The organism is Pararhizobium sp. LjRoot235 (genome assembly GCF_964254145.1).
Classification (GTDB): Bacteria; Pseudomonadota; Alphaproteobacteria; order Rhizobiales; family Rhizobiaceae; genus Pararhizobium.
Genome location: NZ_CAXUSP020000001.1, coordinates 3,953,736 through 3,967,717 on the forward strand (window position 1 = coordinate 3,953,736; position 13,982 = coordinate 3,967,717).

General features: G+C 63.6%; 8 protein-coding genes. 6 read left to right on the forward strand and 2 right to left on the reverse strand.

The features are described 5' to 3' along the window. Nucleotides 1-229: 229 nt before the first annotated feature. Nucleotides 230-4,213, reverse strand: a complete 3,984-nt coding sequence (locus ACSQ2Z_RS19445) for a peptidoglycan-binding protein (protein ID WP_436082714.1) — start codon at nt 4,211-4,213, stop codon at nt 230-232. A 406-nt stretch (nt 4,214-4,619) separates the two neighbouring features. Here ACSQ2Z_RS19445 and ACSQ2Z_RS19450 point away from each other — a divergent pair, with 406 nt between their 5' ends. The 4 genes from ACSQ2Z_RS19450 (at nt 4,620) to ACSQ2Z_RS19465 (ending at nt 11,025) form a co-directional block, all read left to right on the forward strand. Continuing rightward, nucleotides 4,620-6,416: an acyl-CoA dehydrogenase C-terminal domain-containing protein gene (locus ACSQ2Z_RS19450; RefSeq protein ID WP_436082715.1), complete on the forward strand. Its 1,797-nt coding sequence runs from the start codon at nt 4,620-4,622 to the stop codon at nt 6,414-6,416. A 196-nt stretch (nt 6,417-6,612) separates the two neighbouring features. Further along, nucleotides 6,613-7,821 carry an acetyl-CoA C-acetyltransferase gene (locus ACSQ2Z_RS19455; protein WP_436082716.1) on the forward strand — a complete coding sequence of 403 codons (1,209 nt, stop codon included), beginning with the start codon at nt 6,613-6,615 and terminating at the stop codon, nt 7,819-7,821. 156 nt (nt 7,822-7,977) lie between these two features. Beyond that, a complete protein-coding gene (locus tag ACSQ2Z_RS19460) occupies nt 7,978-10,194 on the forward strand; it encodes an FAD-dependent oxidoreductase (protein WP_436082717.1) in 2,217 nt (738 codons plus the stop codon). 582 nt (nt 10,195-10,776) lie between these two features. Further along, nucleotides 10,777-11,025 (forward strand): hypothetical protein, encoded by a 249-nt coding sequence (locus ACSQ2Z_RS19465; protein WP_436082718.1) that lies wholly within the window; start codon nt 10,777-10,779, stop codon nt 11,023-11,025. An 81-nt stretch (nt 11,026-11,106) separates the two neighbouring features. On the opposite strand, the gene ACSQ2Z_RS19470 is transcribed toward ACSQ2Z_RS19465, so the two are convergent. Beyond that, nucleotides 11,107-12,120: a Tim44 domain-containing protein gene (locus ACSQ2Z_RS19470; protein WP_436083131.1), complete on the reverse strand. Its 1,014-nt coding sequence runs from the start codon at nt 12,118-12,120 to the stop codon at nt 11,107-11,109. A 341-nt stretch (nt 12,121-12,461) separates the two neighbouring features. On the opposite strand from ACSQ2Z_RS19470, the gene ACSQ2Z_RS19475 reads away from it, so the two are divergent. Both ACSQ2Z_RS19475 and ACSQ2Z_RS19480 read left to right on the forward strand, forming a co-directional pair. Beyond that, the gene (locus ACSQ2Z_RS19475) at nt 12,462-13,127 is read left to right on the forward strand and encodes a S24 family peptidase (RefSeq protein ID WP_436082719.1); all 666 of its coding nucleotides are present in this window, start codon (nt 12,462-12,464) and stop codon (nt 13,125-13,127) included. A gap of 13 nt (nt 13,128-13,140) precedes the next feature. Further along, nucleotides 13,141-13,962, forward strand: coding sequence for a thermonuclease family protein (locus ACSQ2Z_RS19480; RefSeq protein ID WP_436082720.1), 822 nt, complete (start codon nt 13,141-13,143; stop codon nt 13,960-13,962). Nucleotides 13,963-13,982: the final 20 nt, after the last annotated feature.

A 13,982-nucleotide genomic window follows, 5' to 3' on the forward strand; every position in this document is an offset into this window, starting at 1 on the left:
AAGTGATTCACCACAGGAGATTTGGAATGGAACAGGCCTGAAAACCAATTCGAAATTGCGAATTCAACGTCGTTCCGTCATGCGCCCCGGGGCTTGAGCTGTCAACCTTTTGCAAGGCTTGAGGCCTAACCCGTTGCAGGCATCCTTGTCCGGCTGGTCTGCGGCATTATTGCGGCCGCAGACGCCGTTTTGGAAACTCTGCCGGTCAAAAGCGATCGCCTCCAAAACTTCAGCCGTTTCGCTTCAGCAGTTCCTTCACCAGCGCGTCGGTGATCTCGCCGGTCGGCTCCTGGCCGAGTGATTTCTGGAAGGCCTTGATGGCGGCAATGGTCTTCTTGCCCATCTCGCCGTCCGGCTGGCCGGCATCGAAGCCGTTGTTGTTGAGGATGGCCTGGATGTTGCGCAGCGCCTTCTTCATGTCGATCGAAGCGGTCTTCACGCCCTTGCCGACCCAGGTGTCGGGCACGTCGACCGAATTGGCCGTGGCGTCGAGCGGCGTCAGCTTCCAGGTCGCGAACTTCGCCTTGGCGCTCGTCAACTGCTCCACACTCATGGCCTTGGCCACCTCATCACGCTTCTGGCCGGCATCGGCATCTCCATCGCGTGCGGCAACTGCGAACCACTTGTAGGACTCTTCCAGATCCTGCTTCACGCCGTTGCCGCGTGCATAGAGGATAGCGAGATTGAACTGGCTGTCGCGGATGCCGCGATCGGCCGCCATCGCAAACCATTTTCCGGCCCCGGCAAAATCCGGAGCCCCTTCGTCGCCGCTCGCAAGCATGACGGCGAGATTGTGCATGGCGCTCGCGTTACCCTTCTCGGCGGCCTGCAGATAGAGCGCGCGCGCCTTGTTCAGGTCGCGGGCAACGCCGGTGCCTTTTTCATAGAGGCTCGCCAGCCGGTATTCGGCCGGAACGACGCCCGCGTCGGCAGCGCGCTGATACCACTTCGCCGCCTCGGCAAGATCGATCTTGACGCCGCGCCCCTCGGTGTAGACAGCGCCGACCTCGAACAGCGCCAGCGGATCGCCTTTCCGGGCGGCTTCGGCGAGCGCCTGCGACTCGATCTCGGCGGGAACGATGACTGCGGTCTCGGTACCGGCGGAGGGCGTCAGGGGTCTGGTCTTGCCCGCCTCATCCTTGGCGACATCCAGTCCGACCGCCGCATCAGTGGGTGTCAGCGAGGCTGCGGGCGAAAGCATCTGCGCCGCGCCAGTCACCGTTTCCGGTTTGGCCTCCATGGCCTCCGGCAGCTTCGTCTCCGTTAGGGAGGTTTCCAGTTGCACCGTCTGCGGCGCGGCGGCCGGCTGTCCGGCCTTGGCTTCTTCCTGCTGCAGCGTGCTTAGTGGCTCGACGTCGTTGTCGCCGCCCGCCGTCGCCGCGGCAATATTCGCGGTTTCCTGCAAGTCGCTGGCCGCGGGCTGTTCGATGACAGCAACGGGTACCTCGACCGGCGCCCGGTCGCCGCGGATTAGCGTGTTGACCAGCGGATAGGACATGATCGCCAACAGCACGGCACCGACCGCCATCAGGATGGGGCGGCGATGACGGGCAAAGGCGCCGCCGACCGGAGACGCGGCAGCACCGCTCTTGCCGCGATTCAGCGCATCGGCTTCTTCGGCGGCGAGTTGGGCCGCGCGCCTGGCGGCCGCGATGAAATCCGCCTTGTCCGCCTCGCTCGGTGGCGCATTGCGGTCGGCCTGGCCGGCCCGCACGCGCTCCAGGATCTTCTTGACGTCGGGCACGCCGGACCCGGGCTCCAGCAATTGGTTGGCGACTTCCGGCTCGATGACTTCCGATGCGTCGATCGGCGGCGTCGGGTAGACGACCTGGCGTTCCGCCGCGCGCGCCGGTTCGCTGCGCTTGCCGGAGAACCGCTTGGTCAGGCCGGCGAGAAGACCGGTCTTGACGGACGGAGCCGCCTTCATCTTCACATCGTCCTGATACACGCTGGCCTGTTCGGAAACGATCTGAACCGCCTCCGCGACCTCTTCGCGCGATGAAGCCGACGCATCGGTATCGGTTTCTGCCGCAAGCCCATGCAAGTTGCGCTTCAGTTCCTCGTGATGGTGGCCGAAATCAGTCTCGGTGAAGGGCTCGTCCTCCATCTCGAAAACCGGTTGCGCCGCCTTCGGCATGTGCGGCTGGCTGTCCTGCCCGCGTGTGCCAAAGGCGCGCGGGACCTCCTCGCGCTCGAAGCCGAGTTCTTCCAAACGCTCGAGCTTTTCGGCGATATGAACCAGCGTCTCATGCAGAGCTTCGAAGGTCCGCGCCGTGCGCTCCTCGCTCGAACGGCTCAGGTCTTCGAGAACCTTCAAGTCGTCGGCAAGCGCCGAGATGGCTGCCATGTCCGTTCCGCCGGAAGCCGTGTGTACGACACCATTTCTCGCATAGGCCTCCATCACCGCCTCGGCCGCCTGCCGAGCGGCCTCGATGATATATTCGTCGCTGGTCGCCAGATAGTCCTCGAGCGCGCTCATCCGGCCTTCGAATTCGGCGGGGACGGCCTCACGCGGCTGGCTGACGAGGCTTGACAGGTTGGCGACCTGGTCCTGCAGGCTGCGCAGGATCTCGCTGTCGTCGTAAGGGGCGGCATGGGTTTCTTCGAGACGGATGGCGATATCCGAAAGCTGGCCTTCGAGCCGGGTGAAACGGTCCTCACCGTCATAGCCGGCGGAAGGCGTATCCAGCCGGTCGATCCGGCGGGCGAGGTCGTCGAGACGCTCGGCCAGAACATCGTTGACGAAGCCCCGGTCGAGTGCATCGATCTTGCGGGAAATATCGGAGAGGTGCCCTGTCAGATCCGGCTGGGCGGAGACCTTCTGCGCACGCTCCAGCATCAGCGACAGCTGGTCGAGGCGCTCTTCGAGACGCACCGCCGCTTCTTCGTTCGTCAGTTCCTCGACCCGCGCGGCCAGAGCTTCTATGCGGGCACCGAGGCCGGTGTCGGATGGGAGCTGGAGACTGTCGATCTGCCGCGAAAGGTCGGCAAGGCGACCCTCGACGCGGTTCACACCGGTATTGTCGGGGCCGGCAGTGCGGCCGCTCGCAACGATGGCACGGCTGATTTCATCGAGACGCGCATCGAGATCGGCGAATTGCGAGGCGAGGCGGCGATCGTCCGGCTGCATATGGCGGCCGATTATCTCGATTGCCTGGGCAACCGAGACCAGCTTGTCTTCCAGGGCATGCAAGGCCGGGCCGCTGTTCATCGAGCCAATGTGCGACTTGATTTCGTCGAGCCGGTAGGCGAGCGCCACCAGTTCGTCGTCGCGGTTCGAATCGAAGGCATTCATCCGGTCTTCGACGCCGGTCCAGCGGCTTTCGATGCGGCGCACGCTGTCTTCGCGGGCAAGGCCGTCGATCATGGCGCGCATTTCGTCGAACTCGACCTTGAGCGCGTCGGCCTGCGACGGGGATGCCTGTCGGCCGAGTTGGTTGATGCTGTCGGAAAGCCTCTGCAGGTCGCCGCGAATATCCTCGGCCACCGACTGGTCCTGCGCTGCATCGACCGTGATGCCACGGATTTCCGTGCGCAGGGCATTCATTTCGCGGGAAAGTCCGTCGGCGATGTCCTTCTTCAATTCCTGACGCAGGCCGACCAGAGCCTGAGCAATCTCGGTCATCGCCGGATCCGGACGCTGCGGCTCGCTTCGGAATTGCTCCGAACGCAGGGCCTCGTTACGAACGGGCTCGCGGTGTAGGAACTCCTGGCGCTGGGGTTCCTGGCGCTGGGGTTCCAAACGGTGCGATTCTTGACGCGCGGGTTCGTGGCGCAGCGGCTCCCGGCGGACCTGCTCGCTGCGATGGGGCTCGCTGCGATGGGGCTCGCGGCGCAGCCGTTCGCTGAATTGCGGCGAAGCCGGCACGTCGCGTCCCGGCGTGACCTGTGGCTGGGCTGGTGCGGCGCGGCGCTCGTCATAGCTGAGTGGCTCCGGCCCGCGCTGTTGCACACGTTCGCGAACGACATCGCGCTCGCGGGTCGCTGTCAGAGTGCGCTGGCGTTGCATGATCTCCGCGATCGGGTCGGGCCGGGCTGCGGGAATATCGCTTTCGATCGCGGCGCGTCCGCGCGGATCACGCGCGGTGGTTCCCATCAATCCCTCGATCCGCGCTTCCAGCCCTTCGATCGTGCGGTTCAGCGCATCAAGGGACGACCTGTCGCCATAGGACTGGGCGCCAGGGCGTGGGGAATTTGATCGCGATGCGTTCATCGTTCTTCGCCTCTTTCATCGGCCTTGATCGGAATCCCGGCGTCAGCAAGGCATGTCCCGCCTCAGAATACTCCGGCACCAACCCGGGCAAAGCTGCAACGAAGACAGAACAGATGCAGCTTTGACCATCTCAGCACGCACTTTCGGCAAACGTGGTAAATAAGCCGTTAACCAGGCTGAAAATTTTTTAACGATTTCCGCGCATGCTGGTCCCCGGGGAGGCTTTCAGGCGGCGATTTTCGACACATCCATATGCGGGCCATAGACAGGGCCGAGCGGTAAAGTTATCGCCTCCTTCAATTTTGACGTTTACGCAAACGTCAAAGTTTTGTAGCATGTTGAAATTGACATGGTGCACCCGTGATGGTTTGCCCCGTGACAGGGTTAGAGGTGAGGAACACGACATATGCCCAGCTACAAGGCCCCGGTAGAAGACACGCTTTTCATTCTGAACGACGTGCTCGGCATCGAGCGCTACAACAATCTTCCCGGCTTTGCCGATGCGACGCCGGACATGATCGAAGCGATCGTCGGCGAGGCTGCCAAACTTGCCGAGGAAGTCCTGTTCCCCGTCAACCTCTCGGGCGACCAAGAAGGCTGCAAACGCCACGATGATGCTACGGTGACGACGCCCAGGGGCTTCAAGCAGGCGTTCGATCTGTACCGCCAGGGCGGCTGGCTCGGACTTGCCGTGCCGGAGGAATTCGGCGGCCAGGGCCTGCCCTACACGCTGCACACCGCCGTCGGCGAGTTTATGTCCTCGGCCAACATGGCGCTGATGATGTATCCGGGCCTCACCCAGGGCGCGATCGCGGCGCTCCTCGTTCACGGCACCGACGCCCAGAAAGAAACCTATCTACCGAAGTTGGTGACGGGCGAGTGGACCGGCACCATGAACCTCACCGAACCCCACTGCGGCACTGATCTCGGCCTCCTGCGCACGAAGGCTGTGCCGCAGGCTGACGGCTCCTACAGGATTACCGGCCAGAAAATCTTCATCTCCGCCGGCGAACACGACATGGCCGACAACATCATCCATCTTGTGCTTGCCCGCATCGAAGGCGCGCCGGAAGGGGTGAAGGGCATTTCGCTGTTCATCGTGCCGAAGTTCCACGTCGAGGCTGGCGGCTCCGTTGGTGGCCGCAACACGGTCTCCTGTGGCGCGATCGAGCACAAGATGGGTATCCACGGCAATTCGACCTGCGTCATGAACTATGACGACGCGACGGGCTATCTCATCGGGGCGGAGAACACGGGCCTGAACGCCATGTTCGTGATGATGAACGAAGCCCGCCTCGGGGTCGGCATGCAGGGCCTTTCGATCGCCGAAGTCGCCTACCAGAACGCCGCCAACTACGCGCGCGACCGTATCCAGGGCCGCGCGCTCTCCGGCGCCAAGGCACCGGAGAGACAAGCCGATCCGATCATCGTCCATCCCGACATCCGCCGCGTCCTGATGACCATCAAGGCCTTCAACGAGGCAGGCCGCGCCTTCACGCTCTGGACGGCACTCCAATCAGACATCGCCCATCGCAGCGACAATGAAAAGGATCGCCAGATCGCCGACGACATCCTCGGCCTGATGACGCCGATTCTCAAGGGCGTGCTAACCGACAAGGGCTTCGACCATGCCGTCATGGCCCAGCAGGTCTTCGGCGGCCACGGCTATATCGAAGAACACGGCATGAGCCAGTATGTCCGCGACGCCCGCATCGCGATGATCTACGAAGGTGCCAACGGCATCCAGGCGCTCGACCTCGTCGGCCGCAAGCTGGCGCTGAACGGCGGCCGGGCGATCACCGCGCTGTTCAAGGAAATCGGCGATTTCTGCGAGGAAAACCGCTCCGACGAGAAGCTTAGTTCCTATACCAAGGGCCTGAAGAAGGGCCTGAACGACCTGCAGGCCGCGACCATGTGGTTCGTGGGCAACGGCATGGTCAAGCCTGACAATGTCGGCGCCGGATCGACCGACTACATGCACCTCTTCGGCCTCGTCGTCCTCGGCTACATGTGGGCGAAGATGGCCAAGACCGCGGAAGAAAAGCTTGCCGCCGGCGACACGACCCGCGAAGTCTATCTGAAGAACAAGCTGGTCACGGCCAAGTTCTTCATGGAGCGCATCATGCCGGAAACCACCCTGCGCAAGGCCCGCATCGAAGCCGGCGCCGATACGCTGATGGCGCTCGACGCGGATGCGTTCTGATTGAGCTTGCCTCTTCTCCCTAGCGGGGAGAAGGTGGCCCGAAGGGCCGGATGAGGGGGCGCAGAAGGCGCGGCTTTTTCTGGCTCCGGCTTTACCGGAGACCCCTCATCGCCTCGCGTTGCTTGGCACTTCTCCACGCTGCGGAGAGGAGGAAAACAATGAATTTACGGCCAATCGCCGATAGGGAGAAAACACAATGACCGAAGTCTTCGTTTACGACCACGTGCGCACGCCGCGCGGGCGGGGCAAGAAGGATGGCGCTCTGCACGAGGTGCCGACACCGCGGCTCGCGGCTCGCGTGCTGCAGGCGATCCGCGACCGCAACGGGCTCGATACGTCCACCGTCGACGACATCATCATGGGCTGCGTCGATCCCGTGTTCGAAGCCGGTGCCGTCATTCCGAAGGCGGCCGCCTTCGAGGCCGGCTACTCCACGAAGGCGCCGGGCATTCAGATCTCCCGTTTCTGCGCGTCGGGCCTCGACGCCATCAACTTGGCGGCCGGGAAGATCGCCTGCGGCGCCGACGACATCGTCATTGCCGGCGGCGTTGAATCTATGTCGCGCATCGGCATGGGCATGTCCGGCGGCGCCTGGTATATGGATCCCTCCGTCAATTTTCCCGGCTATTTCATGCCGCAGGGCGTTTCGGCCGACCTGATCGCCACCAAATACGGCTTCTCCCGCGATGACGTCGATGCCTATGCCGTCGAGAGCCAGAAGCGCGCCGGCCATTCCTGGGACAATGGCTATTTCGACAAGTCGGTCATCCCGGTGAAGGACCAGAACGGCCTGACGATCCTCGCCAAGGACGAGCACATGCGTCCGACGACGACGATGCAGAACCTCGCGAGCCTCAACCCGTCCTTCCAGATGCCCGGTGAGATGGGCGGCTTCGAGGCCGTCGCCATCCAGGCGCATCCGGAAATCGAGAAGATCACTTACGTCCACCACGCCGGCAATTCATCCGGCATCGTCGATGGCTCGGCCGCCGTCCTCGTCGGTTCGAAGGCCGGCGGCGAGGCGATGGGGCTGAAGCCCCGCGCCCGCATCAAACATTTCGCCAATATCGGCTCCGATCCGGCGCTGATGCTGACCGGGCCGGTCGATGTCACCGAAAAGCTCCTGAAGCGCGCCGGCATGTCGATCGCCGATATCGATCTGTTCGAGCTCAACGAGGCCTTCGCCGCCGTCGTACTGCGTTATATGCAGGCATTCGACATCTCGCATGACAAGATCAACGTCAACGGCGGCGCCATCGCCATGGGCCATCCGCTCGGCGCCACCGGCGCGATGATCCTCGGCACCGTGCTCGACGAACTGGAGCGCCGCGACCTGAACACCGCCCTGGTCACGCTCTGCATCGGCGCCGGCATGGGCACCGCCACCATCATCGAACGGGTGTAGCCCCAGCCCTCCGTCATGGTCGGGCTTGACCCGACCATCCACAGCCCCGCGGCATGGATCCTCGGGTCATCCTCGGGTTTAACCCGAGGACGAGGATGACGGAGAGGAGAAGGCGCGAATAACCGGACCAGAATTTCGGGGAAGAGGAATCCCATCATGAGCAGCTACACCAATTTCACCATCGAAACCGACGTTGACGGCATAGCCCTTGTCACCTGGAACATGCCCGACAAGTCGATGAACGTCTTCACGGCCGAGGTCATGAAGGAACTCGACGCCATCGTCGACGAGACCACGGCCGACGAGGCCGTCAAGGGTGTCGTCTTCACCTCCGGCAAGTCCACTTTCTCCGGCGGCGCCGACCTGTCGATGATCAAGGGCATGTTCACCTTCCAGCGGGAACAGAAGAAGCTCGATCCGGAAAACGCCGCGCAAAAGCTGTTCGACCTGACCGGCCAAATGACCGGCCTGTTCCGCAAGCTGGAAACCTGCGGCAAGCCCTGGGTCTCCGCCATCAACGGCACCTGCATGGGCGGCGCATTTGAATTGTCACTGGCTTGCCACGGCCGGATCGCCGCCAATTCGAAATCGGTGAAGCTGGCGCTTCCCGAGGTCAAGGTCGGCATCTTCCCCGGCGCCGGCGGCACGCAGCGCGTTCCGCGGCTCACCAACGCGCAGGACGCCCTGCAGATGATGACCACCGGCTCCTCGCTTACCCCGCAGCGCGCCAAGGCCATGGGCCTGATCCACGAGATCGCCGAGCCGGCCGAACTGATCAATGCCGCGAAAGCCATGATCAGGAACGGCCTCAAAGCCGTCCAGCCTTGGGACGAGAAGGGCTACAAGGTGCCCGGCGGCGGCATCTGGACGCCGGCTGCGGCCCAGCTCTGGCCGGCCGCCTCCGCCATCCTGCGCCGCGAAACCGCCGGCAACTATCCGGGCGGCCTTGCCATCCTCAAATGCGTCTACGAGGGCCTGCAACTTCCCTTCGATACGGCGCTCAAGGTCGAACAGCGTTATTTCACCGAAATCCTGCAGACCACCGAGGCCTTCTCGATGATCCGCTCGCTGTTCATCTCGATGCAGGAGCTCGGCAAGGGCGCGCGCCGCCCTTCCGGCATCGCGAAATCGGAGCTGAAACAGATCGGCGTCGTCGGCGCCGGCTTCATGGGTGCCTCGATCGCCTATGTCGCCGCTGCCGCCGGCATCGAAGTCACGCTGATCGACCGCGACATGGAAGCGGCGAACAAGGGCAAGGCGTACTCCGAGGGATTAGTCAAGGATTCTATCGGTAAGGGGCGACTGACGCAGAATGAGGCAACCGCGCTTCTTGCCCGCATCACCCCGTCGGCCGATTACAACGACCTGAAGGACGTCAAGCTCGTCGTCGAGGCCGTGTTCGAGGATCGCCAGGTAAAGAAGGACGTGATCGAGAAGGTCGAGGCCGTGCTGGCTGAAGACGCCATCTTCGCCTCCAATACCTCGACCCTGCCAATCACCGGCCTTGCGAAGAACTCGAAGCGCCCGGCGCAGTTCATCGGCATCCATTTCTTCTCGCCGGTCGAGAAGATGATGCTGACGGAAGTCATCCTCGGCAAGGAAACCGGCGACAAGGCGCTGGCCACAGCGCTCGATTTCGTCGCCGCGATCAAGAAGACGCCGATCGTCGTCAACGACACGCGCGGCTTCTACGTCAACCGCTGCGTCTTCCGCTATATCCACGAAGCCTATGACATGCTGATCGAGGGCGTTCCGGCGGCGATGATCGAGAACGTCGCCAAGATGGCCGGCATGCCGGTCGGACCGCTGTCGCTCAACGACGAGGTGGCGATCGACCTTTCCCAGAAAATCCTCAAGGCCACCGTTACCGACCTCGGCGAAAAAGCCGTCGATCCGCGCCATCTGGCGCTGATCAACACGCTGGTCGACGACCTCGACCGCCGCGGCCGCAAGAACGGCAAGGGTTTTTACGACTATCCGGCCAAGCCCGCCAAGAAATCGCTCTGGCCGGGCCTCAAGGACCTCTACGAGCAGAAGCCGGCAGACAGCTTCAACGTCGAGACGATCAAGCAGCGCTTCCTCGTCACCATCGCGCTCGAGGCCGCCCGCACCATCGAGGAAGGCATCGTCACCGACCCGCGCGAAGCCGACGTCGGCTCCATCCTCGGCTTCGGCTTTGCCCCCTACACCGGCGGCACGCTCTCCTACATCGACGGCATGGGCGTGAAGACGTTCGTGGAACTCTGCGAAAAGCTGGCGGCGAGCTACGGCGACCGCTTCCAGCCGACGCCGCTGCTCAAGGACATGGCCGCCAAGGGCGAGACGTTTTATGCACGGTTTGATCCGTATGGGGCGGCGGTCAAGGCAGCGTAACGAATTACAAACGATGAGCGATCAGACAGGCCTTCGGGCCTGTTTTTTTTGTGAGGTTCCGTTTGGCGGCCAAATGCGGCCGTAGAACGAAGAATGAGAGAGGCAACGCGTTATGACGCATGACAGCGGTCCCCCGCCCGCGGCATACTCGGAACTCTCGGACACGCCCCTCTCTCCTCCGTCATTCCTGTGCTTGTCACAGGAATCCAGCAGCGCCGCGTCTGCGGCGCGAGAGACTCTCCTCCACCAGGTCCCCTCACCGCGCGGACGCGCGACGGCTGGATCCCTGTGACAAGCACAGGGATGACGGAGTGTGGGGCTCGCTCTCGCCAACCAATGACACTCCGAGACGCAGCCGTTCCGCAATGCCGTGGACGAATAATCGCCATCGCCGCGGAATCACGTCAATCGTTCCAATAGCTTGCCCGGCAGGCCGGGAAAATTCATCCCGGCTCATCCCCGCCCCGAAAACCTGCCCCATACTCACCCTTGCCTCCACCGCCGGAGTGTTTCGCGAGACGGTCGCGGGCAGGTGGGAGCCGGCGCTCTGGGTGGAACCGTAACGTGCGGGAAAATCCAGGGATGCTTTTCGTCACGCGGCCAATCGCTACCCAACTCGGATTCTGGCGCGATTGCCCCATGCCAGCCTGCCGCCGGGCAAAAGCCTGCCGCGCCCGCTTTCGCGCCGGCAAGCACTGCTCCATGCGGGAAGCGACGCTTCCGCCTTGCGCGCTGAGAAGGCCGGACGGCTGGAAGGCGGTGGACGACTATTGCCGCGCCGTGGAGGCCAATGGTTTCGGCGACACGTCCGAAAATCCACTCTCCCGTTGAGGGGCGGGTCGGAGCAAAACGCCGGGGCGGGGTGATTCATGGGGCCGCTGCTTCCCCTCCACCAAGGAGAAGCAAGGCACATCAAGCCGCCATGCCCTGGATGGCCGAGACCTGCCAGTCACCACCGCGCTTGCGCAGGAAGGTCCACAGTTCGACAGCTTCGGTCGGATGGTCCGGATCGCCGTCAACGACGCGGCCGGTGGCGCGGTCGCGCGTCACGTCGATGCTCTCGTAGCGCATGGCAACCGTCGCATAATCGGCGCCATCCTCGCGCCAGGCTTCCGCCACGTCGCCTTGCACCAGGTGCACGTCGCTGACCTCGTTCTTCAGGCCCTTGGTGGCGTTCTCGCTCAGTTCTTCCGCCAGCCAGGACATCGCCTCCGGCGTCGTCAGCTTGCGTAGCGCCGCATAGTCCTCGGTGGCATAGGCCGCCTGCACCTGCTTCAGCATCGTCTCGAACTGGTCGAGATCCTGCTGGCCGACGCCGATCTCATCCGCCGGTTGAGATGTAGTCCGCGCCGGCTCCTGCCGTGCGCCGCCGCCGATCTGCGGAATCTTAAAGGAGGGCATGCCCGCGGCCATACCGGGGCCGAAACCACTGCCCGACTGGCCGAAACTTCCGGCATCGCGTGGCGAATAGGCGGCGGCGGCCGGTTCATTTCGGCGGCCGAAGAAGCGCATGGCGAGCATGACCCCACCGAAGATCAGGCCGACCTGCAGCAACAGGCCGAGGAAACCTGCAGCGCCGCCAAGGCCGTTGCCCATCAGCATGCCGATCAGGCCGCCGAGTGCCAGGCCACCGAGCAGCGAGCGGCCGAAACCGCCAAAAAGACCCGGGCGCTGGGCAGCGGGGCGTGTCTGGCCCATAGTCTGCTGGCCGGCCGCCTGACCCGGGTTCTGCTGCGGCGTCATCGTGCGGTTGATCGGCGCTGCGTCACCCGGTGCCGTGCGGGTGATCGGCGGCGTCGAAAACGTCCGTGTGCCGCGACTGCCGAAGCCGCCGCCGGCCCGCCGCGCCTCGGCGAGATCGACCGCCGTCAACATCACCATCGAAGCGACCGCAACCGTCGCCAGAACCCGTCCAACCTTGAACATCATACCCATCCTGTTGTCTCTTCCGGCGCGCGAGAGCGCGCTTGTGAAGGACATATGGGGACATCCCGCCCGGATTTGAAGTCGTTTGCCTCTCAGTTCACGGTAAAGCGGCGGCGAAGCGGCCCGTCTCGGAGAAATTTCGCGGGGCTGCGCCATCAAAAATCCCCGGCTACGTTTTCCCTACGATAATGGCCTCGTGATTGTACCGAAAGTCGCAGTTGCAGGATTATTTTCCTTGCATGCTTTACTAAAGGGCGCATTTTCGCTAATGTTCCGGCCGAACGGCAAGAAGCCAACAGCAGAAGAAAGCGTCACGCTTCACGCCTGCAGGATGCGCAACGATGTTTTCACATGACCGGATCTGGGGCGCAATCGATGCGCTCGCCGAGCGTCACCAGCTATCGCCTTCGGGTCTTGCCCGGCGGGCTGGGCTCGATCCGACGTCGTTCAACAAATCCAAGCGGCACTCCGCTGACGGGCGGGAGCGCTGGCCTTCGACGGAATCGATCGCCAAGATTCTCGATGCCACCGGCTCGACGATCACACAGTTTATGGAATTCCTGCGCCCCGGACCGGCGTCCGGCTCCTTGCCTGAAGGCGCGTTTCCGCCGCAAACAGGCTCTATCCCCCTGCTCGGCTTCGCCCAGGCCGGTGCCGGCGGCTTTTTCGACGATGGCGGCTTTCCGGCCGGCCAGGGCTGGGACGTGGTCGAATTTCCGGCCGCACCCGGCGCCAAGGCCGGCGTCTATGCGCTGGAAATCCAGGGCGACAGCATGCTGCCGCTCTACCGCGACGGCGACGTGCTGATCGTCGAACCCGGCGCCCAGATCCGCCGCGGCGACCGCGTCGTGGTGAAGACGACCGAGGGCGAGGTCATGGCCAAGGTGCTGGTGCGCCAGACCGCGCGCAGCATCGAGTTGCTTTCGCTCAATCCGGAGCATGCCAACCGCACATTCGAGCTCAGCGAGGTCGAGTGGATAGCCCGTATCATCTGGGCGAGCCAATAGGACAGTTTTCCTCATGAAGCGGCACCTCATCACCGCCGCCGGCGGATTGCTCGGCATTTTTCTGACGGCCGCGCTTCTGCAAAACGGCGCATCGGTCATTCAGGGACGGCAAAACACAGCAGCCCCCGAATTCACGCTCGAGACGCCGGACCTGAGCGACGTGCCCGATTTGGGTGAGGCGGAAACGGACAGTGGCGAGGCCGTGCCGATCGATCCCGCTGAAAGCAGCACGGCCGGCCCCGAGGGCAAATCCGTGCGTGACATCGCGCCGGAACAATTCGCCTTGTCGGAGGAGGTGACGGCAAAGCCGCTCGAGCGGATCGAGGCCCGCCAGGCCCTGTCCGATCCCGTGGCGAAACCGGAACCCATCCCGTCCGTCCTTCGCCACCCGGTCGCCCTGTCGGCGGGTCTTATCCAGTTCGACGGCGACCGCCTGCTGCAGCTTGACGGGCTTATCGCGCAGACGGCCGGGCGGACCTGCGAGGCTAACGGCAAGACTTGGCCCTGCGGCGCCGTAGCGCGTACCGCATTCCGCAATTTTCTCAGGGCTCGTGCGCTTTTATGCGACGTGCCGAAAAACGGCTGGGAGGGCACCCTGACTACCACCTGCACCGTCGACAGCACCGATCCGGCAGCCTGGCTCGCCGAAAACGGCTGGGCCGAAGCCAAGGCTGGATCGCCGCTCGAGAACAAGGTGGAAGCGGCAAAGAGATCCCGTCTCGGCTTTTTCGGTGACGATCCCCGGGATTTGAGCGCGACCCCGGTGCTGCTTGATGAAACCGCGGTGCCTGGGGGACTGCAAACCGACGCCGATACGCTCGAGCCGGACTTGTAAGAAACAGCGCCAGTCCATAC

Excerpts from the sequence above, each read along its gene's own strand:
- ACSQ2Z_RS19445 (WP_436082714.1), bottom strand. The coding sequence starts at position 4,213 with ATGAACGCATCGCGATCAAATTCCCCACGCCCTGGCGCCCAGTCCTAT.
- ACSQ2Z_RS19450 (WP_436082715.1), top strand. The coding sequence starts at position 4,620 with ATGCCCAGCTACAAGGCCCCGGTAGAAGACACGCTTTTCATTCTGAAC.
- ACSQ2Z_RS19455 (WP_436082716.1), top strand. The coding sequence starts at position 6,613 with ATGACCGAAGTCTTCGTTTACGACCACGTGCGCACGCCGCGCGGGCGG.
- ACSQ2Z_RS19460 (WP_436082717.1), top strand. The coding sequence starts at position 7,978 with ATGAGCAGCTACACCAATTTCACCATCGAAACCGACGTTGACGGCATA.
- ACSQ2Z_RS19465 (WP_436082718.1), top strand. The coding sequence starts at position 10,777 with ATGCTTTTCGTCACGCGGCCAATCGCTACCCAACTCGGATTCTGGCGC.
- ACSQ2Z_RS19470 (WP_436083131.1), bottom strand. The coding sequence starts at position 12,120 with ATGTTCAAGGTTGGACGGGTTCTGGCGACGGTTGCGGTCGCTTCGATG.
- ACSQ2Z_RS19475 (WP_436082719.1), top strand. The coding sequence starts at position 12,462 with ATGTTTTCACATGACCGGATCTGGGGCGCAATCGATGCGCTCGCCGAG.
- ACSQ2Z_RS19480 (WP_436082720.1), top strand. The coding sequence starts at position 13,141 with ATGAAGCGGCACCTCATCACCGCCGCCGGCGGATTGCTCGGCATTTTT.